Origin of the sequence: Motiliproteus sp. SC1-56, assembly GCF_017309075.1 — a bacterium.
Lineage (GTDB): Bacteria > Pseudomonadota > Gammaproteobacteria > Pseudomonadales > Balneatricaceae > Motiliproteus.
Genome location: NZ_JAEMGS010000009.1, coordinates 119,296 through 137,833, shown reverse-complemented (window position 1 = coordinate 137,833; position 18,538 = coordinate 119,296). Strand labels below are relative to the sequence as shown.

The 18,538-nt window shown below is 66.0% G+C and carries 18 protein-coding genes; 1 reads left to right on the top strand and 17 read right to left on the bottom strand.

The features are described 5' to 3' along the window. The 10 genes from nuoK to JGZ97_RS11750 form a co-directional block, all read right to left on the bottom strand. The gene (nuoK, locus tag JGZ97_RS11795) at positions 1-306 is read right to left on the bottom strand and encodes an NADH-quinone oxidoreductase subunit NuoK (RefSeq protein ID WP_207062825.1); all 306 of its coding nucleotides are present in this window, start codon (positions 304-306) and stop codon (positions 1-3) included. After that, positions 303-827 carry an NADH-quinone oxidoreductase subunit J gene (gene nuoJ, locus JGZ97_RS11790; RefSeq protein ID WP_207062824.1) on the bottom strand — a complete coding sequence of 175 codons (525 nt, stop codon included), beginning with the start codon at positions 825-827 and terminating at the stop codon, positions 303-305. The genes nuoK and nuoJ overlap by 4 nt, the downstream gene beginning before the upstream one ends. Beyond that, the gene (gene nuoI, locus JGZ97_RS11785) at positions 824-1,339 is read right to left on the bottom strand and encodes an NADH-quinone oxidoreductase subunit NuoI (RefSeq protein ID WP_207062823.1); all 516 of its coding nucleotides are present in this window, start codon (positions 1,337-1,339) and stop codon (positions 824-826) included. The genes nuoJ and nuoI overlap by 4 nt, the downstream gene beginning before the upstream one ends. Next, a complete protein-coding gene (nuoH, locus tag JGZ97_RS11780) occupies positions 1,339-2,295 on the bottom strand; it encodes an NADH-quinone oxidoreductase subunit NuoH (protein WP_207062822.1) in 957 nt (318 codons plus the stop codon). Before nuoH ends, nuoI begins: the two co-directional genes overlap by 1 nt. After that, positions 2,288-5,053, bottom strand: a complete 2,766-nt coding sequence (gene nuoG / locus JGZ97_RS11775; protein ID WP_207062821.1) for an NADH-quinone oxidoreductase subunit NuoG — start codon at positions 5,051-5,053, stop codon at positions 2,288-2,290. The genes nuoH and nuoG overlap by 8 nt, the downstream gene beginning before the upstream one ends. Positions 5,054-5,119: 66 nt before the next feature. Next, complete coding sequence (gene nuoF / locus JGZ97_RS11770) at positions 5,120-6,397, bottom strand: NADH-quinone oxidoreductase subunit NuoF (RefSeq protein WP_207062820.1); 1,278 nt, start codon at positions 6,395-6,397, stop codon at positions 5,120-5,122. After that, the gene (gene nuoE, locus JGZ97_RS11765) at positions 6,390-6,890 is read right to left on the bottom strand and encodes an NADH-quinone oxidoreductase subunit NuoE (RefSeq protein ID WP_207062819.1); all 501 of its coding nucleotides are present in this window, start codon (positions 6,888-6,890) and stop codon (positions 6,390-6,392) included. The genes nuoF and nuoE overlap by 8 nt, the downstream gene beginning before the upstream one ends. A gap of 9 nt (positions 6,891-6,899) precedes the next feature. Continuing rightward, entirely contained in the window at positions 6,900-8,648 is a 1,749-nt protein-coding gene (nuoC, locus tag JGZ97_RS11760) for an NADH-quinone oxidoreductase subunit C/D (RefSeq protein WP_207062818.1), read from the bottom strand. Between the two features lie 8 nt (positions 8,649-8,656). Continuing rightward, positions 8,657-9,289, bottom strand: a complete 633-nt coding sequence (locus JGZ97_RS11755) for an NADH-quinone oxidoreductase subunit B (protein ID WP_207062817.1) — start codon at positions 9,287-9,289, stop codon at positions 8,657-8,659. A gap of 5 nt (positions 9,290-9,294) precedes the next feature. After that, positions 9,295-9,762, bottom strand: a complete 468-nt coding sequence (locus JGZ97_RS11750) for an NADH-quinone oxidoreductase subunit A (RefSeq protein WP_207062816.1) — start codon at positions 9,760-9,762, stop codon at positions 9,295-9,297. 260 nt (positions 9,763-10,022) lie between these two features. Here JGZ97_RS11750 and JGZ97_RS11745 point away from each other — a divergent pair, with 260 nt between their 5' ends. Further along, a complete protein-coding gene (locus JGZ97_RS11745) occupies positions 10,023-10,451 on the top strand; it encodes a CBS domain-containing protein (RefSeq protein WP_207062815.1) in 429 nt (142 codons plus the stop codon). A 1-nt stretch (position 10,452) separates the two neighbouring features. On the opposite strand, the gene JGZ97_RS18505 is transcribed toward JGZ97_RS11745, so the two are convergent. The 7 genes from JGZ97_RS18505 to JGZ97_RS11710 form a co-directional block, all read right to left on the bottom strand. Next, positions 10,453-11,448: an AgmX/PglI C-terminal domain-containing protein gene (locus tag JGZ97_RS18505; RefSeq protein WP_207062814.1), complete on the bottom strand. Its 996-nt coding sequence runs from the start codon at positions 11,446-11,448 to the stop codon at positions 10,453-10,455. Beyond that, positions 11,445-11,933, bottom strand: coding sequence for a biopolymer transporter ExbD (locus tag JGZ97_RS11735; RefSeq protein ID WP_207062813.1), 489 nt, complete (start codon positions 11,931-11,933; stop codon positions 11,445-11,447). Before JGZ97_RS11735 ends, JGZ97_RS18505 begins: the two co-directional genes overlap by 4 nt. A 17-nt stretch (positions 11,934-11,950) precedes the next feature. Beyond that, complete coding sequence (locus JGZ97_RS11730) at positions 11,951-12,451, bottom strand: biopolymer transporter ExbD (protein ID WP_207062812.1); 501 nt, start codon at positions 12,449-12,451, stop codon at positions 11,951-11,953. Between the two features lie 4 nt (positions 12,452-12,455). Next, complete coding sequence (locus JGZ97_RS11725) at positions 12,456-13,130, bottom strand: MotA/TolQ/ExbB proton channel family protein (RefSeq protein ID WP_207062811.1); 675 nt, start codon at positions 13,128-13,130, stop codon at positions 12,456-12,458. A gap of 181 nt (positions 13,131-13,311) precedes the next feature. Beyond that, on the bottom strand, positions 13,312-13,596 hold the full coding sequence (locus JGZ97_RS11720) for a hypothetical protein (RefSeq protein WP_207062810.1): 285 nt from the start codon (positions 13,594-13,596) through the stop codon (positions 13,312-13,314). Next, entirely contained in the window at positions 13,593-14,186 is a 594-nt protein-coding gene (locus tag JGZ97_RS11715; RefSeq protein WP_207062809.1) for a tetratricopeptide repeat protein, read from the bottom strand. The genes JGZ97_RS11720 and JGZ97_RS11715 overlap by 4 nt, the downstream gene beginning before the upstream one ends. Then, on the bottom strand, positions 14,161-18,537 hold the full coding sequence (locus tag JGZ97_RS11710) for a tetratricopeptide repeat protein (protein WP_207062808.1): 4,377 nt from the start codon (positions 18,535-18,537) through the stop codon (positions 14,161-14,163). Before JGZ97_RS11710 ends, JGZ97_RS11715 begins: the two co-directional genes overlap by 26 nt. Position 18,538 lies beyond the last annotated feature (1 nt).

Here is an 18,538-nt window from a genome sequence, read left to right as displayed (position 1 = left end):
TCAGCCCCGCATCCGGTTCAGGCTGTCCACATCCAGGGTGCGGTTGCGCCGCTGCATCTGCACCACCAGTGCAAGACCCACCGCCACTTCGGCGCCGGCCAGGGCGAGGATCAGCAGGAACATCACCTGGCCGTCGGGCTGCTGCCAGGCGGATCCGGCGACCACGAAGGCCAGGGCGACACCGTTGAGCATGATCTCCAGGCTCATCAGCATGAAGATCAGGTTGCGTCGCACCAGCACGCCCACCAACCCGGTCAGGAATATCAGGGCGGCCAGCAGCAGGGCATGGTTGAGCAGCGGGCTCATCGCTCCGCCTCCACGGTGTCATCCTGGTCGGCGCGGCGCAGATAGGGCCGGGCCAGGTGATAGGCGCCCACCAGCGCCGCCAGCAGCAGCAAAGAGGCGAGTTCAACCGCCAGCAGGTAGGGGCCGAACAGGGCCGCCCCCACCCTTTGCGGCGGTACCCAGTGGGGCTCCAGCGCGGGGCCGGCGCTCAGCACCAGCAGCAGTTCGGCCAGCAGCCCTCCCGCCAGCAGGCCGGGGCCTATCCAGATGCCCTTGGGCAGCCAGCCCCGCTCCTGCAGCAGGGTGGGGCGCCCCAGGTTGAGCATCATGATGACAAAGATAAACATGACCATGACGGCACCGGCATAGACCAGTACCTCCAGCGCGGCGGCAAAAGGGGCCCCGAGCAGGAAGAACAATAGCGCCACCGCCAGCTGCGCCACCACCAGGTAGAGGAGGGCATGCACTGCGTGCACCCGGGTGATCACCATGAGGGTGGCGAACAGAGCGATGGCGGCGGCGGGGTAGAAGAGCAGGCTCATGGCAGCAGGCTCCGCACGTTGACCGGTTCGGCCTCGGTTTCGCCGGTGCCCCGTTCCTTGACGCCCACGTCCTTGCCGGCCCGACGGTAGAAGTTGTAATCGTGGTACTTGCCGGTGCCGCTGATCAGCAGGTGCTCCTTTTCATACACCAGGTTCTGGCGGTCGTATTCGCACAGTTCCACATCGGGGGTGAGTTGAATGGCGTAGGTGGGGCAGGCTTCCTCGCACAGGCCGCAGAGAATGCAGCGGGAGAAATTGATGCGGAAAAACTCGGCGCGCCAGCGCCCGCGTTCGTCCTGGGTCTGCTGCAGGGCGATACAGTCCACCGGGCAGACCGCCGCGCAGAGGTTGCAGGCCACGCAGCGCTCCTCCCCGTCTGGGTCGCGGGTGAGTACGATCCGGCCCCGGTAACGGGGGGCCAGGTAGGGCTTCTCCTCGGGGTAGGAGACGGTGTCGGGCTTTACTGTGCTGTGCTTGAACACCTCCCAGATCGTGCGTAGCTGGCTTAACATCAAAGACCTCCTGCCAGCGCCACGGCGCCGGTGATCATCAGGTTCAACAGGGCCAGGGGCAGCATCAGCTTCCAGCCGATGCTCATCAGCTGGTCGAAGCGGGGGCGCGGCAGGGCGGCCCGCAGCAGAATGATAAAGGCCACCAGCAGCGCGGTTTTGAGCACGAACCACACGAAGGGCGGCAGCCAGGGCCCTTGCCATCCCCCCAGGAACAGGATCACGGTGATCGCGGCGATGAGGAGCACCCCCAGGTATTCGCCCACGAAGAACAGGCCGAATTTCATTCCCGAGTACTCGGTGTGAAAGCCGGCGATGATCTCGTGTTCGGCCTCGGGCAGGTCAAAGGGCAGGCGATGACTCTCGGCGAGCCCGGCCACCAGGAAAACCAGAAAGCCCAGAAACTGGGGCACGATATACCAGAGCCCCTGCTGGGCCAGCACGATTTCCCGCAGGTTGAAAGAGCCGGCGAGCATCACCACCCCCATCAGCGAGAGCCCCATGAAGACGTCGTAGCTGATCATCTGCGCCGCCGAACGCATCCCCCCCAGCAGCGAATACTTGTTGTTGGAGGACCAGCCGGCAAGGATGGTGCTGTAGGCGGCCAGCGCGCTCATCGCGAGAAAAAAGAGCAGCCCCACATTCAGGTCCACGATCGCCAGGGTCGGGGTGAAGGGCACTACCGCCAGCGCCATCAGCATGGTGATCACCACCACGCAGGGGGCGAAGATAAACACCGGCTTCTCGGCAAAAGGCGGAACCCAGTCCTCCTTGAAGAAGATCTTGATCATGTCCGCCACGGACTGAAGGATGCCGAAGGGGCCGACCCGGTTGGGGCCGAGCCGGTCCTGCCAGAGCCCCAGCAGTCGCCGCTCGGCCCAGATCAACAGGGCGGCCAGCACCAGCAGCACCGTGATGGTGGTGCCGATCTGGGCCAGTACCCGGAACACGTCAGCCATCGGTGGGCTCCGGGTGGTCGGTGGCGATCAACGGATCGGACCCCAGGGAGCGAAGGCTCACCCGGGTGGGGCCGGTGCCCAGGGGCGGGCAGGTCGGCGGCAGCAGCGCGATGCCCCGGGCGACCCGGGGATCGACGCGCAGGGGCAGCTCGGTCGCCGCGGACGCGCCCCGTACCAGCACCCGGTCGCCGTCGGCGACGGACCAGGCCGGGGCGTCGTCCGGGTGGATCCGCAGGCAGGGCAGGGCTGCGCGCTGGAACACAGGGGCGGCGAGGTTACTGAGCTCCTCCCCACCGAAGATAGCGGGCTGAACGACCGCCAGCAGCCCCTGTGCTTCCGTGTCCACAGGCAAAGGCCGGTGCCAGCCGTTATCCCGGCAAACCAGATCGAGCCGCATTCCGCTCTCGCCGCCGCGCAGGGGGCCGTCCACCGCGTCCTTGAACTTGTGGACCGCCTGATTGGAGTTCCAGCCCGGGTACCAGCTGAAGGGCAGGCGCGCGCCAATGCCGGATTGACGGCTCAGCCAGGGGGCCGGCGCGCCTTCCATGCTGAAGGTGAGGCAGGAGTCGTGATCCTGGGGCTGCTGATCTTCGCGTACGTCCAGATTGGCGCCGGCGGCGGTGCGTCCGCTGTTGCGGTGGGGCATTCGGGGCACCGCCAAGCGGGTGAAGGGGTGCGCGGCGCTCGGCAGCGCCTGGCTGAGGGGGGCCAGTTCGGGGGCAGCGGTAACGCAGGTGGCCAGTGCGTCGGCGGGGGAAGCAAAGCCTTTCAGGGCGCGGTGGCCGGCCACCGCCGCCAGCCACTGCCAGCTGTTGCGGCGCTCGGCATGGAGGGCGTGAACCGGGAACAGGGGCTGGGCCCGCCCCTCGTTGTTGATCAGGGTGCCCTGGCTTTCGGCGAAACTGGTGGCAGGCAACACCAGGTCGGCGGCGTTCAGGGTGGGCGAGGGGATGCTGTCGATGACGATGCGCTGGGTCAGGCGCTCAAGAAACCCCTGCACCAGCGGGCCGGGAGCACGGCGAAACAGGTCGTTCTCCAGAATGATCGCCCCCACTGGACCGTGCTCGCTCAAAGCGAACGCCTGCTCCAGGTCCGCCTCGGCAGCGTCCTGGGTCAGCAGGGTCAGGCCCAGGCTGTTGCACTCGGCAAACACGGGGATCAGCGCCGGTGGGCAGGCCTCTGCCGGGCGTGCATTGAGCAGCGCCCGGGCCACCTGCCCGGCGGCTTCGACCAGGGGAAGGGCGCCGCTGCTGGGGCCGGTGACGATCAGCGGCCGTTTGGCATGCAGCAGCGCCTCGGCAATTTTCTCTGCCAGCGACTGGGCCTGCTCATCGAGCCCTTCCGGGGCGGGCGCCTCGGGGCAGAGGCAGTGGGCGACGGCAAAGGCCAGGGCCGCCTGCTCCTGGGGGCTGGCCCGGTAGGTCGCCTCGGCAATGGGATCGAGGCGGGTCGCGGTCACGTGGCTGATGAAAAGGGGATGGCGGGCGTTCTGCCCGGCGATTTGCACCGATTGCGCCTGCCAGGGGGGGATGTTCAGCGCTGCCGCCCGGTCCCGGCCGGCGCCCCGAACCGCCTGGCGTACGCTCAGGGCCATCCGCGGGGCGCTCTGGGTAATGTCTTCGCCCAGCAGCAACAACGCATCGCACGCCTCGATCTCCCGCAGGCTCGGGGTATTCACGCCGGGCAAGCGCAGCAGCTCAAGCAGCGCGCGATTGAGGGCGTTCGGGTGGCTGCCAAGGCCGGTGAAGAAATGATCCGCGCCCACCAGCTCCCGCAGCGCGAGGTTGCTCTCCAGGGTGGCGCGGGGCGAGCCGATGCCGATCCAGCGTTCCGTAGTCTCCAGGCGCCGGGCCAGCTCGGCCAGACCCTCGCTGGCGGCCACCGGCCGCAGGCGGCCGTTCTCGCGCACCAGCGGTTGCTGGGGGCGCTCGGGGTGATTGACATGGCCGAAACCGAATCGGCCCCGGTCGCAGAGAAAGTAACCGTTAATGCCGTGGTGGTAGCGGTTCTGGACCCGCTTCAGACGCCCGTAGCGCTCGCCCGGGCTGATGTTGCAGCCCAGGCTGCAGTGCACGCAGATCGAGGGCGCGTGCTGCAGGTCCCACTTACGGGTGTAGCTCTGGCTCAGCGGCTTGTCGGTGAACACGCCGGTGGGACAGACTTCCACCAGGTTGCCGGCGAACTCGCTTTCCAAGGGGCCGTCGCTGGCGCGACCGAAGTAGGTGTGGTTGCGCGAGGCGAGCGCGTGCAGGTCTTCGCCCCCCGCGTAGTCGCGGTAAAAGCGCAGGCAGCGGTAGCAGGTGATGCAGCGGTTCATCTCGTGGTTGATGAACGGCCCCAGGTCCTGGTTGACAAAGGTCCGCTTGCGGCCTCGGTAACGGCGATGGTGATGGCCGCTCATCACGGTCATATCCTGCAGGTGGCACTCCCCGCCCTCCTCGCAGACCGGACAGTCGTGGGGGTGGTTGGTCATCAGCGCTTCGATGACCCCGGCGCGAAAATGGCGCGCCTTATCGGCCTTGAGGGAGAGAATCTGACCGTCCGCCACCGCCGTCATGCAGCCCATCACCAGGCGTCCCTGCCGGTCCTCTTCGTCCCGGTACTGCAGCAGTGCGCACTGGCGGCAGGCGCCCACGGAGCCCAGCGCCGGGTGCCAGCAGAAATAGGGCAGGTTGAGCCCCAGGCCGAGGCAGGCCTGGAGCAGGTTGAGCCCCTCCTTCACCTCGTACGCCTGGCCGTCGATACGGATTCTGGGCATCACTCTTGCTCCCGGTTCCGGCACGCGGGGCCGCACCGGGCCCGTTCTGTAAAAGCGTAGTCAATGTCAATCATGGTAGGGGCAGCTCCCCCGAGCGATGTGGGCGTCGAAGTCCTCCCGGAACAGCCGCAGGGCGCTCTGAATGGGGGCCGCGGCCCCCGGCGCCAGGGCGCAGAACGTATTGCCGGGGCCTGCCTGGTCGCAGAGATCGAGCAGGGTATCGAGGTCTTCGGGGCGCCCGCGGCCGGCGTCGATCTCGGTCAGTAACTGTTCGGCCCAGGGCAGGCCGTCGCGACAGGGCGTGCACCAGCCGCAGGATTCCTGGGCGAAAAAATGGGTGAGGTTTTGCACCATGGCCACCGGGCAGGTGCGGTCATCCAGCAGGATCAGCGAGCCGGTGCCCAGGCGGCTGCCGGCCTTGCCGATCACGTCGTAGTCCATGGCCAGCTCCAGGCTTTGCGGGAGCAGAAAGTCGGTGGATGCGCCGCCAGGCTGGAAGCCGCGCAGCCGGTAACCCTCGGCCATGCCTCCTGCACACTGCTCGAAAATCTCCGCGATGGGGGTGCCCATGGGAAGCTCCCAGAGGCCGGGGGTGCGCACGTTGCCGGTGACGGCGAACAACTTGGTGCCGGCGTCTTCATGGCGCCCCAGCGCCCGGTACCAGGCCGCCCCTTCTGCCAGGATGGCGGGCAGGTTGCAAAGGGTCTCGCAGTTGTTGACCACCGTGGGCTGGCCGAACAGGCCGCTGACCTGGGGAAAGGGGGGCTTGGTGCGGGGATTGGCCCGGCGCCCTTCGAGCGCGTTGATCAGGGCGGTCTCCTCGCCGCAGATATAGCGGCCTGCGCTGGTATGCAGGTAGAGCTCCATGCTGAAAGGGCCGCCCAGGATATTGCTGCCAAGACAACCCTCGTCGTAGGCCTCTTGCAGCGCCCGCTGCAGGTGAGCGGCGGCGCGGGTGTACTCGCCGCGCAGGAAAATGAAGGCAATGGAGGCGCCGAGGGCATAGCCCGCGATGGCCATCCCCTCGATCAGCAGGTGCGGGTTGGCCTCCATCAGCAGGCGGTCCTTAAAGGTGCCGGGCTCCATCTCGTCGGCGTTGCAGATCAGGTAGCGGGGCTTTGGCGCACCCACGCCCCGGGGCATGAAGCTCCACTTGATACCGGTGGGGAAGCCCGCGCCGCCCCGCCCGCGCAGGTTGGCGTCCTTAACTTGCTGAAGCACCCCTTCGGGGTCGAGGTTCTTGATCGCCTGTTGCAGGCCCCGGTAGCCGCCGGCGCTGCGGTACTCGGCGAGGGTAAGGGGACGGCGGTCGTCGCGCAGGGCGCCGGTCAGTGGCTTATCCATCCTCGCCCCCCGGTGCCTGCAACTGGTCGAGGAGGCGGTCGATCTTCTCCGGGGTCAGGTTGCCGTGCTGTTGGTGGTCGATCATCAGGGTGGGGGCCCGGTCGCAGTCGCCGAGACAGACCGTGGGGAGCAGGGTGAACTGGCCGTCGGCGCTGGTCTCGCCCGGCTTGATACCGAGGCGTTGGCACAGGCGGCGGTTGAGGTCGTCCCGCCCTTTTATCCAGCAGCAGACGCTGTCACAGAGCAGGATCACGTGGCGTCCCACGGGCTGGCGGAAGATCAGGTTGTAGAACGTGGCTACCCCTTCCAGCTCGCCCACCGGCATCTGCAGCAGCTCGGCCAGCGCCTGCAGGCTGCCATCAGAGACCCAGCCCCGGTGCTTTTGCACCACTTTCAGTCCCTCGATGGCGGCGGCCCGACGCTCAGGGTAGTGGGCGCACTCTGCCTCGATCTCCTGTCGTTCGAGGGGGCTCAGTTCGGGTCCCAGGTGCATAAGGCCTCCTCAGCGGTCCACGTCGGCCATGACGAAATCGATGCTGGCGATGATGGCGATCAGGTCTGAAACCATCAGCCCGCGGCTGATCAGGGGAATCATCTGCAGGTGGGCGAAGGAGGGGGTGCGGATACGGGTCCGGTAACTGACCGTGTCGCCGTCGCTGATCAGGTGGTAGCTGTTGTTGCCCTTGGTCGCCTCCACCCCGACCGAGGCCTCTCCCGGGGGGATCACCGGCCCCCAGCTGACCCCGAGGAAGTGGTCGATCAGGGTTTCGATGTCCTCCATGGTCCGCTCCTTGGGGGGCGGCGTGGTCAGGGGGTGATCCGCTTTATAGGGGCCTTCGGGCATGTGCTCCAGGCACTGGCGGATGATGCGCAGGCTCTGGCGGATCTCGTCCACCCGCACCCGGCAGCGGTCGTAGCAGTCGCCGTTGGCGGCGGTGCAGACCTCGAAGTCGTAGTTTTCGTACCCCGAGTAGGGGCGGTGTTTGCGCCAGTCCCAGTCGAGCCCCGTGGCCCTGAGACCGGGGCCAGTGACGCCCCACTCGATGGCCTCGGCAGTGCTGTAAGTGCCGATGCCGACGGTGCGCTGTTTGAGCAGGCCGTTGTCCATTACCATCTTTTCGTACTGGTCGAGCCGGGCCGGCAGGTAATCGATGAACTCGCGCACCATCCGCTCCCACCCCCGGGGCAGGTCCTGGGCCACGCCGCCGATCCGGAACCAGCCCGGGTGCATCCGGGCCCCGGTGATCGCCTCGATAATGCCGAACAGCTTTTCGCGGTCGATGAACATGTAGAAAATGGGGGAGAGCTGGCCCACGTCCTGGGAAAAGGTGCCGTAGAAAACCAGGTGGCTGGCGATGCGGAACAGCTCGCTAAGCATCACGCGGATGCACTTGACTCGCTCCGGCACCTGTATGCCGGCCAGCTTCTCCACCGCCAGCACGTAGGGCAGGTTGTTCATCACCCCGCCCAGGTAGTCGATACGGTCGGTGTAGGGGATGAAACTGTGCCAGGACTGGCGCTCACCCATCTTCTCGGCAGCGCGGTGGTGGAAACCGATCTCCGGCACGCAGTCGACGATCTCTTCGCCGTCGAGCTGCAGAATAATGCGGAACACACCGTGCACGCTGGGGTGGTTGGGGCCGAGGTTGAGAAACATGAAATCGGTGTTGTCGCCGTGGCGCGCCATGCCCCAGTAGGCCGGGTCGAAGCGCAGCGCCTCCTGCTCCTTCTCCTGGCGCTCGCTGGGCAGGCGAAAAGGCGGTAGCTCGGTGGCCCGGGCGGGGTGGTCCTTGCGCAAGGGGTGGCCTTCCCAGGTGGGCGGGGTGAGAATGCGGCGCAGGTGGGGGTGGCCCCGGAACTCGATGCCGAACATGTCCCAGGCCTCGCACTCGTACCAGGCGGCCGCGGGCCACAGGGAGGTGATTGAGGGCAGACCCAAGTCGTCCTCTGACAGGGCTACCTTGAGCCTGAGGTCCTGGTTGCGGTCATAGGAGAGCAGGTGATAGACCAGAGCATAGTCGGCCTCGGGCTGGCCCTCGCGATGGGCGCGGCGGCGCTCGTCGATGCCGAACAGATCGTAAAGGCAGAGAAAAGGGCCCTCGATCTCGAGCTTGAGAAAACGCAGCACATCCAGCAGGCGGTCGCGGGGCAGCCACAGGGTCGGTATCTGATCGGCGGTTTTCTGAGAAAGTAGAGGCTCGCCCTCGAAGCGGTTGAGCAACTCCTGTTCGATGCCGATGCGCTGGTCCATGGGGCGTCCTAGGTCTGGTCCGGGGTCTTCAGCTCGGTGGCCGCCATGCGCGCGGCATTTTTCCGATCCCGCTCGCTGGGCTTGTCCATGCGCTCAATGCCCTGGGGGCCGACCACCCAGCTCAGGGGGCGGCGCTCCCGGCCGATCTGCTCCTGCAGCAGGTTGAGCCCCTGCAAAAGGGCTTCAGGGCGGGGCGGGCAGCCGGGTACGTAAACGTCCACAGGCAGAATGCGGTCCACCCCCTGGACCACGCTGTAGATGTCGTACATGCCGCCGGAATTGGCGCACGAACCCATGGAGATGACCCAGCGCGGTTCCATCAGCTGCTCGTAAAGCCGTTTCACCACGGGGGCCATCTTGCGAAACACCGTGCCGGAGATAACGATCAGGTCGGCTTCTCTGGGCGTACCGCGAATCACTTCGGCCCCGAAGCGGGCGATGTCGTGGCGGCTGGTAAAGGCGGTGGCCATCTCCACGTAGCAGCATGAAAGTCCGAAGTTGAAGGGCCAGACCGAATGTTTTCGCCCCCAGGCTACCATGTCCTGGAGTTTTACCATCATCAGGTTGCGGCGGATCTGTTCCTCCATGGGTTCGCTGGCGGCAATCAGGGCCTCGTTCGGTGTCTGTAGCTGCCATCCCATGGGGCTTACTCCCTGTTTGGCCGGGTCGGTGGCGCCTCGCCTTCGAGCACCCGGCTATGGCCCTGCAGCGGGGCTAGCCGCTTGCGGGCCTGGCCTTTGGGCCCCCAGTCGAGGCCGCCCAGGCGCCATAAATAGACCAGGGCGGCGAGTAGGATCAGGATGAAAACCAGGATCTCTACGTAGCCGGTCCAGCCGGAGGCGCGAAACGAAATGGCGTAGGCGTAGATAAAGGCCGCTTCCAGGTCGAATATCACGAACAGGATGGCCATGAGGAAGTAGGGGGTCGAGAAGCGGATATGGGTGTCGCCGATATGCACGATGCCCGATTCAAAGGGCTCGCCGGTGGCCCGTTCCCGGTGCCGCTCCCCGAGCAGGTGGGAGACGCCCAGGATAAAAAGCACCAGCAACAGCACCGCCAGGAAATAGGCGGCCAGGGGCCAGAGCGGTTGCAGCTGGGCGCTGAGTTCGCGCAAGGCGCACTCCCTCCTTCCGGTCGACTCGGGGCGGGGCGCGAACAGCCGGCCAGCGACGGTGGCCTCTCGCCCCGAGGGTCGCTCATGAAAGTGTAGGCCAACTTGTTTAAATAAAAAGCAGTGCCCGTGCAGGGCTTCTTTTTACAGGTAAAACAGCGCCTTCGAACCGCCAGAGGCGCATATCTGAGCTAACCTCTGAGTGAGGGCAGAGCGATCTGCCGGTATCGATAAATAAGCAACTGCTGGGGAGGGAATTCGCCATGAGATCGGTCAAAGTGAGCGATTACATGACCAAGTATGTGGTGACTTTCACACCGGACACCGACCTGTTCAAAGCGATCGGCACCCTGCTTGAGCGCAAGATCTCAGCAGCGCCGGTGCTGGACAAAGAGGGCAAGGTGGTGGGCATCCTGACGGAATGGGACTGCCTTCAGCGGATACTGCGCGGTAGCTACCACGAAGAGGTGGGGGGCCGGGTGGGCGACTGTATGAGCACCGACGTGCACTGCATTGCCCCCAATGACGGGGTGATCGATGTCGCCGAGACGATGACTGCACAGGGCTGGCGCCGCTCGATGCCGGTGATGGACAACGGCAAGCTGGTGGGAATTCTCAGCTGCCCGGATGTGCTGCGGGTGGTGTACGACTTCGACGAGCATACCGGGGAGCCTATCCGCGGGCGGGCCTGAATCAGCCCGCCGGCGAGAAGGTGACGGTATAGGTCCCCTGCCAGGGGGGGACCGGTCGTGCGCCGAAGTCGAACATGCGGATGCGGGCCAGCAGCTTGCGGGTCAGCGCATCATCATCCAGTCCGCTGCGACGGATCGTCACGGCGCTGACCTCGCCGGAGGGCGCGATGGTCAGCTCAAATACCACATCGCCCGCCAACCCCAGGTTTTTCCGCAAAGCCCTTCGGTACAGGGCGTAAAAGGCATCCTTGTTACGATCGAAGACGCGGGCGATCTCCTCCCGGGTGCGCTCGCCGCGGCTTTGCTCCGCGGCGGCGACGAGATCCTCGGCCGGGGTGGCCACGGCCGTGCCCTCACGCTCGGAAAGCGCCTGGCGCTGGGGTTTGTCCACCTTGCTGAGTTCGATGCCGCCGCTGTCCTGTGCCGCCCGCGCCGCGATCAGATCCTGCTCCGGGCGGGTGCTGGTGCTGGCGCTGCTGCGTTCCAGCTTCTGGGATCTCAGCGCATCGACACTGGCCAGCGCCTTGAGGCTGTCCAGGCTTTTTTTCATCGCCAACACGCCGCTTTTCGAGGCTTGTTCGCGGGCTTGCTCAATCTGCTTGGGCGTCGGCGGCGTTTTTTTCGCCACTTGCGGCTTGGGTTTGGGTGCGGGGGCCGGTTCGGGCTTGGGTGCCGGTTTGGGCGCTGCAGGTGGCGCGACCGGACTCACGGCCTTGGATTCGGTCTTGGGTTTGGCCTCTGGGGTCGGCTCCGGCTCAGGCGTGGGCGCCTTGGGCGGTGGTGGCGGCTCTTTTTCCAGGATCATCCGGGCTAGGCGGGGGGGCACCTTTTCCAGTGCTTCGCGCTCGGGCTCGGGGAGCTCGATCAGCCAGGCCGCGCTAAAGAGGGACAGTAGCAGGCCGAAGCTGAGCAGGCTGGCCCAGCGCAGGCGCCGGCGGTCTTCGTCGGGTTCGTTCCAGGGCAGCGGCGGCAGGTTGGGTTTCGTTGCGGGCGTCACGAGGCCGGTTTCTCCCCGGCTTTGCCGACCACGGCCAGGGAGATCTGCCCAAAGCCGGCCTGGTTGGCGCTGGACATGATCCTCTGCAGCAGGGCGAAGGGTATGTCGCGGTCCGCCATCAGGGTGATGGCTCTCGCCCCGGGTTCCTGCTCCGGGTTGCGCTCGGCCTGGTAGCGCAGCTCCGCTTCCAGGCTGGGAATGCGGTCACCGCCCGGGTCCGTGTCAAGGTCGGTGACCTTGCGCCCCTGAACCACGATGCTGCGACCATCTACCTGCACCACCAGAGTCTCGTCCAGGGGCGTTTCCACACTGGCCTCGGGCAGCTTCAGTGCCTGTCCCTGGGGCTGTTGCACGTCGCTGGAGTTGACCAGCAGGAAAAACACCAGGATGGTGAAGATGTCCATCAGGGACACCAGGTTGAGCATCGGCGGCTTGCGCTTGCGGGCCCGTTGCAGGCGACGGGTACGGTGGGATGGCTGTTTCATAACGGTTTCATCCCTGCTCAGCTCGGCTGACTGTCCGTGGCGCCCAGCGCGATATCGGGAAACAGCTCGAGCCGGTAACCCGGGCCGCTTTCTTCTATCTGCATGGCTCGCACCGCATCCATGACCTCAATAATGCGGGCGTAGGGGATCTGGGCCTCGCTGAGGATGCTGATCTGGGTCAGCGCCGGGTAGCGGTTCTTCAGCGGCCGCAGCCGTGCCTGAAGTTCCTGGGTGTCGGGTTCGCCGCCGTCAAGATCGGGAATCAGGGCATCGCGACGGCCGTCTACCTGGAGGCTGATGCCGGTCGCGCGCAGCTCCAGGGTCAGGGCGGGCAGTCGCTTGTCCGGCTCGGCCTGGGCCTCGGCGCTGGCGGCGGGCAGATAGAGCTCGAACATGGTGAGGTGGTTGAAGGCGGCGGAAAGCAGCAGAAAGGGGATCAGCACCACCATCAGGTTCATAAAGGCGGTGACGTCGATCTCCGGGGGTTCGTGGCTGCGTCGCAAGCGGCGATGGCGCATCCCCTCAGCCCTCCCGTTGCTCGCTTTGAGCCTTCTCGGGGAACAAGCCGCGGTTGATCTGAATGATATTGGCCAGCTTGATGGTGGCCATGTCCATGCTTTCGATGATCTCGGTGGTCTTGTTGGTCAGCAAGGCATGCAGCAGCAACAGGGGGATGGCAGCGACCAGGCCGAAGGCGGTGGTGTTCATGGCCACGGAAATACTGCTGGAGAGGAGGTTGGCCTTCTCCGCGGGGTCGGCGTTGGCCACCGCTGAAAACGCGGAAATCAGCCCGATGATGGTGCCGAGCAGCCCCAGCAGGGTAGCGATGTTGGCAAAAGTGGCCAGGTAGGGGGTGCGCTTTTCCAGGCGGGGGATGATCTCCATCAGCCCCTCTTCCAGCATCCGCTCAACGTCGTCGACGCGACGCCCGGCCTGCAGGTGGCTCAGGGCATAGGCCACCATATTGGACAGGTGGGCCTTGGAGTCGCGCACGTACGCCAGCGCCTCGCTGACCTTGCCTTCCATCATCAACGGCTGCACCCGGTTCCAGGCGCGGCGGTTGTGGCTGCGGATGCGGGCCAGGAACAGGAAACGCTCCAGGGCGATGGCCAGACCCAGCGCCAGGGTCAGCATGATCGGGTACATGAACAGGCCGCCGTCTTGAATAAACCGGATCAGGGTATTGAGGAATTCCATGGCTGCTTTAAATACCTGTAACTGAGTGGATGGGACAGCTGCGATTGGGGAGCAAGCGTCGGTGCAGGCACCGGAGAGGGTCGCGCGTGACCTTCCTTGTCTTCGCTTGCCGCAGGCGGCTGAAAACTGCTAATCCTTGTTTTGGATGGGGATTATAAGGCAAAGCGGGCGGCGGAAAAAGCTAGGGGCCGGCCTGCCTTGCATCCGCTTTCAGCTCGCACTCCGCGGGGCGAGCGCCCTTTTCCCAGGTCCCGTCACAGGGCCCCAGGGGCTCCAGTGTCGGATTGTCCAGCACCGGCTCGAGCTGCGGCTGCGGTCGCGGCGCGCGCCAAGGCACCACGTACAGCACCGCGGGTAGCTCCTGGTCGCCGGTGATGGTCATACCCGGGCCGCCGGGTTCCTGAGCCGGCAGCGCGGGCGACACCAGCAAGGGGAAAGCGCAGAGCAGGGGGGCGATCCGTCTCATTGCCGGGGCTCCTCTATCCGCATCTCCAAATCCTGCAGCCAGTAGTTGACCCGGGGGTCGGCCGGCTCTGCCAGGGCCAGGTAGCGTTGGTAGTGGTGGCGGGCCTGGGTCCACTGCTTGAGGTAGATATCGCAGAGAATGGCCAGGTTCAGGTGGGCCGCGGGGTAATCGGGGTCCAGGGCCAGGGCCTGTTCGTAGGCGCGCCTCGCCTCGAGAAAAGCGCCCTGGCGTCGAAGCAATGAGCCTTCCAGGTTGTGGGCGCGGGGGTCTTCCGGGGCCAGGCTGAGCGCTCGCTGCACGTGTGCAAGGGCCGCGGCGTTGTTCTCCCGATGGTTGTCGATAAGGGCCAGGTTGAGGTGCAGCCCGGGGGTGTCCCCAATGCGTTGTAACAGCGCCTCCAGTTTCTGCTCGGCGGCTTCGTAATCTTCTGCGTTCATCAGCTGCACCGCCGCGTCGAAGTCGGCCCGATCCGTCGGGCTGATGGCGGGGGCCGGTGGCGTGGCGGGGGGCTTCGGCGCCTGGGCGCTGCAGCCGGCCAGCAGCAGGGTCAGGGCCAGCAGGGCGTTATTGAATCTCGGCGACAACGTCATCGATTACCTCGGTCTTGTCATAGCGGGAGGGCATCAGTTCGCGCAGGCGCTCCAGGCTTTCGGCCATGGCGGGGGTGAAAATCCCCTCCTGGATTCGATCCAAATTAAGCTCGTGCAGGGTGATGGCCTTCTCCTCGAAGGGAATGGCCTCCTCCTCCAGCAGAATGTCGTACTGCTCCAGCGCCAGCTCGTCGAGCTCCCGCGGGCGTTCGGAGTTCATCAGGGAGCGGGCCAGCTCGATATAGATCTCACCGATCAGCGCGGTGGCTTGGGTTGCGTGTTCGGCCAGGCCGTAATCGGTGGTCCGGGTGAGGGCTTCGATGCTCCGCTCCATCGCCGCCTTCTTTTGTGCCAGCGAACGCTCCAGGGGCAGGGTCAGCGGGATGCGGTCGTACTCGGTCTTGGCCTGCCGGGCCAGCGCCAGGCTGGCCTCTGAGGCCAGAAAGCGGCTGCGGGGTGTCGCTGCGGCCCCGGCAGATTCGTGGGCAGTGATGATGGCTTTGCGAATGGCGTTCGGGTCACGGCTCACCTGGGGGAGCTCCGCCAACCGAAGCAGCTGCCGGCGCGCCTCCATGGCGGTGTCCAGGGGGCGGGGAAAGCGCTGGATGTACAGCTCGTATCCGCGCGCCGTGAGGGCCGGGTTGCCGGCCTTTTCGTGCAGTTCGGCGGCTCGCCAGAGGGCGTCCCGCCCCAAGGGGGTCTCCCCTTCCCGCTCAAAAATGCCCCGCAGCTCCTCGGCGGCGCGCTGCCACTGGGCCGTCTCTTCAAAGGCTACCACCAGTTTGTCGGGGACGGTGGCCTGTAGGGGGTGCCCTTGGAAGCGCTCGCGAAAGGCTTCGAGCTGCTCGATGGCCCGGCGCCAGTGTTTGCCGGCCATAAGCAGGCGCGCGGCCTCAAAGGCGGCCTTGGGAACGAGGGGGCTCTGGGGCACGGCGCGCTGCAGGCGCAGATAGTGATCGATGGCCCCGTTTTGATCGCCGGTCGCGAGGGCCTGTTCGGCCTGCTTGTAGATGGATTCAGCCATGCGGCGGATAAAAGCATCGACCTCGGGTTGCGGGGGGGCAAGGGCCAGGGTTTGGCGGTAGGCGGACTCCGCCTCGGCGTAGCGTTCGAGATCAAAGGCGCTGTGGGCGATGACCCGCCACAGGCGCAGGGCCAGGGCCTGCGGCGGATTGTCGGCGAGGCGCCGCGCCGTGGTCAGTGCTTGGTCGGGGGAGGCGTCGATCAGCAGTTCTTCGGCGAGCTTGGTGATCACCTCCGGCGTTTGGCTGGCCTCGGGGTAACGGTCGATAAAAGCGTGGCTGCGGCGAATGCTGCGCTCCAGCCAAGACCGCTTTTGGGCTGCGGGAGCGGTCTGAAAGAGGCTCTGGTAGGCCAGCAGCTCCGCGTAGGCGGCCTCATGGCGTTTCGCGTACCCGGGGTACTGGTAACCTGCCAGGGTATAGGCCTCGGCGGCCTCGGCATGGCGGCCCTGCTCGCTGAGGGCTTCGGCCAGCAGAAACTGCATGTGGGCGGCCTGGGGGTGGTCGGGCAGCGCCTGGATAAAGTGGCGGTATCCGCTGAGCGCACGCTCGTAATCGGCAGGTGCCTTGCTTTTCTGGCCCCGGGCATGGGCGCGCTGGGCCAGCAGCGGCAGGTAGTCGGCCAGGTAGGTGCGCAGTTTCTGCCGCACGCTGTCATCAGCCGCCTGCCAGTAGCTGGAATCGGCCCCGAAACGCTGAACGAACGCCTCCCGCGCGGGCCACAGCTGGCTGATAAAGCCGGCGTGTTGGAAGACGCGGACACGGGCGGCCTGGTAGTCGGGGGCGGCGGGGGCATCGGGGAAGCGGGCCAGCAACTGGCGGTAGCTCTCGGCGGCATCGGTATAGCGTTCTTTCTCCTCCATGTAGGCGGCCTGGGTCTCGAGCAGTGTTTGCTCCAGGGTGGAGGGGGGCTGGTCGGCAAAGTGCGCTGCAAGCGGGTCGACCCCGCCGAGGTGGGAAAAACTCATGGCGCTGACCCGTAGCAGGTCATCGACCAGGGAGCGCTGCTGTTCGCGTTCGGGCCAGTGTGACTTGAGAAGGGGCAGCAGCTGGGCCAGGGCCAGGCGGTATTCACCCAGCTTGAACTGGCTCCAGCCGAGCTTGTGGCGAGCGCGGGCGCTGAACTCGCCCTGCGGCCAGCGGCTCAGCAGCTGGTCGTAGCGCTGCGCCGCCTCGTGATAATGGCCGAGGCTGAAGTGATTTTCGGCGATGCGAAACAGGGTTTCCTGGTTCTTGGGGTGCTCGGGATAGAGCGCGGCGAGGCGTTTCAGGCGGTCCAGGGCGGATTCGAGGTCGCCGGTCAGACTGTACGCATGGGCCAGGTGGTAGAGCAGTACCGCCGGATCTTCCGGCGGCGCGCGCTGGGCCTCGAGCAGCTCTTCGTAATAGCGGATGGCCTGCGCAAAGGAGCCTGTAAAACCGCTCGGGTCGGGGGTTCCCGCCGCCCGGCGTTCGGCGCTGGCCAGGTGGAGATCGGCCAGCAGGCGCTTGGCACGGTGGCGCACCTCCGGGTTGAAAGCCTCCTCGGTCAGCAGGCGAAGGGCTTCGAAAGCGTTCGTGGAGTGGGGCACGGCGGCGGCCGTCTCCAGGCGATTGACATTGACTTCACCGGAGCCGGCAACGCTGAGATTGAAGCGGGGCTGTGGCTGGGGATGATCGATCTCTTCCGCCTGCAGCAGGGTCCGGTCTGCGAGCCACAGCACTTGTTGCTCGATGCCGCGGGTCATGCGCAGTGCCTCCTGCTGCAGCAGGAGGCCAAGCCGGGGCCGCAGCAGCCGGTCCAGTTCCGCCAATTGCTGACCCATCGCCCCGGCGCGCTGGGTCAGCCGAATCAGGCGCGCGGCGCTCTTTTCAACCTGCGCATGGCTGAGTTGGTCGACCAGTTCTCGGCGCTCGGCCAGGTCCTGGGCCAGCGCAGGCCGCGCTTGCGCCGGGTCCGGATGGCCGTTCACCATCCAGGGCGCCCCGCCGTGTTGCCACTCGGACATGCCCCGAAAAATGTCGTAGCGGTCTTGCCAGGGACTTGGCTGCCCGACCAGGTCGCTCAGGTCCTGTTCGAACTCGGCCTGCCCGGAGCTGGCGATCTCGGGGGGCAGGCGGTAGATCTTTGAAGGCTGCAGCTCGGGGTGCAGGCTGGCCAGTGACTGCAGGTGACCGTAGCCCCGGTCAAACAGGGGCTGGTACCGGGGCAGCAGCTCCTGAGTGCGCTTAAGCAGGCGGCGCAGGGTGCCCAGTCGCTCGATTTCGGCAATCAGCACCCAGGCCTCGCGTCCCAGGCGCCGGCGCAGGCGATCACCTTCGCTGTCCAGTTGGCCGTTTAGCAGCTGCTCGAGAAATTCGGGGGAAGAGAGGTGCAGGGCCAGGGCCTGAGTCTGGCGCAGGGTGGCCAGCAAGTCAGGAAGTCGTCGTTCGCCCAGCTCCAGCACCTGCCGCGAGGCGCCTAGTTGCTCCAGGGTGTTCAGCAGCGCCGTTTCATGGTGAGCAAGTCGGGACTGGGTCGGTTGCAGGGAGAGCTGCAGCAGTGCCGGCAAGGCACCGGCGGGGTCGCCGCCGTGGCGTTTCAGGTCAGCCTCCACCTGGCGTGCCTGGGGGTAGAGAGGGTGGTCGATGGCAAACCTGCGCAGTCGTTTCAGAGCGGCGGAAAGCTTGCCCTGGCGGGCGTGAAGTCGGGTCTCCAGGAGGCGGGTTCGTTCCCCCAGCCGGCTTCGGGTCTGGTCGTTGTCATCCAGCCAGTCGTTCAGCTGCTGAAGTGTTCGCTCGGCGTCGCCGAGGCGCGATTGGCGCAGCTGCAACAGGGCCAGGTTATAACGTGCCAGGGGCCACAGAAGACTCTCCGCGCTGATCGACCGAAACTGTTGTTCGGCGGCCTGGTCCTGACCCTGCCGTATCCGCAGGTTGCCCTGCAGCAGCAGCGCCTGTTGCCGGTGCTCGAAGTTTAGCGGTGTGGATAGCCGCTTCAGGGCGTCCTCCGTGGCTTGCCACTCTCCCTGCTGGTAGAAGCTAAGGGACCGTTGCAGCCAGGCATCGTTGAGAACGTCCAGGGTATAGACCTTGCTGGGCGGGTGAAGCAGTTCGCGCCTTCCGCCCAGGGGTTGGGTATGGGATTCAAGCAGCCCTTCCATCAGCAGCCCGTCAAGGGCTACCCTTTCCAGCCCTTCAAGGCCTTCGATGGCGCCGGCCTTGGCATCGGCCCAGGCCTGATAGAACGTCTCGCTCGGCTCCCAGCGCAGCAGAAAAAGGGACTCCCTTGGATCCACCGCGAACGCACGGACACCCCAGACCGTGATCAGCAGTCCGGCCAGGCAGGCGGCGACCTTGGCGGGCCTCAAG

Excerpts from the sequence above, each read along its gene's own strand:
- JGZ97_RS11715 (WP_207062809.1), bottom strand. The coding sequence starts at position 14,186 with ATGACGTTGTCGCCGAGATTCAATAACGCCCTGCTGGCCCTGACCCTG.
- JGZ97_RS11730 (WP_207062812.1), bottom strand. The coding sequence starts at position 12,451 with ATGCGCCATCGCCGCTTGCGACGCAGCCACGAACCCCCGGAGATCGAC.
- JGZ97_RS11735 (WP_207062813.1), bottom strand. The coding sequence starts at position 11,933 with ATGAAACAGCCATCCCACCGTACCCGTCGCCTGCAACGGGCCCGCAAG.
- nuoG (WP_207062821.1), bottom strand. The coding sequence starts at position 5,053 with ATGCCCAGAATCCGTATCGACGGCCAGGCGTACGAGGTGAAGGAGGGG.
- nuoE (WP_207062819.1), bottom strand. The coding sequence starts at position 6,890 with ATGCACCTGGGACCCGAACTGAGCCCCCTCGAACGACAGGAGATCGAG.
- JGZ97_RS11720 (WP_207062810.1), bottom strand. The coding sequence starts at position 13,596 with ATGAGACGGATCGCCCCCCTGCTCTGCGCTTTCCCCTTGCTGGTGTCG.
- nuoJ (WP_207062824.1), bottom strand. The coding sequence starts at position 827 with ATGAGCCTGCTCTTCTACCCCGCCGCCGCCATCGCTCTGTTCGCCACC.
- nuoF (WP_207062820.1), bottom strand. The coding sequence starts at position 6,397 with ATGGATAAGCCACTGACCGGCGCCCTGCGCGACGACCGCCGTCCCCTT.
- JGZ97_RS11745 (WP_207062815.1), top strand. The coding sequence starts at position 10,023 with ATGAGATCGGTCAAAGTGAGCGATTACATGACCAAGTATGTGGTGACT.
- JGZ97_RS11755 (WP_207062817.1), bottom strand. The coding sequence starts at position 9,289 with ATGGGATGGCAGCTACAGACACCGAACGAGGCCCTGATTGCCGCCAGC.
- nuoI (WP_207062823.1), bottom strand. The coding sequence starts at position 1,339 with ATGTTAAGCCAGCTACGCACGATCTGGGAGGTGTTCAAGCACAGCACA.
- JGZ97_RS11725 (WP_207062811.1), bottom strand. The coding sequence starts at position 13,130 with ATGGAATTCCTCAATACCCTGATCCGGTTTATTCAAGACGGCGGCCTG.
- nuoK (WP_207062825.1), bottom strand. The coding sequence starts at position 306 with ATGAGCCCGCTGCTCAACCATGCCCTGCTGCTGGCCGCCCTGATATTC.
- nuoH (WP_207062822.1), bottom strand. The coding sequence starts at position 2,295 with ATGGCTGACGTGTTCCGGGTACTGGCCCAGATCGGCACCACCATCACG.
- nuoC (WP_207062818.1), bottom strand. The coding sequence starts at position 8,648 with ATGGACCAGCGCATCGGCATCGAACAGGAGTTGCTCAACCGCTTCGAG.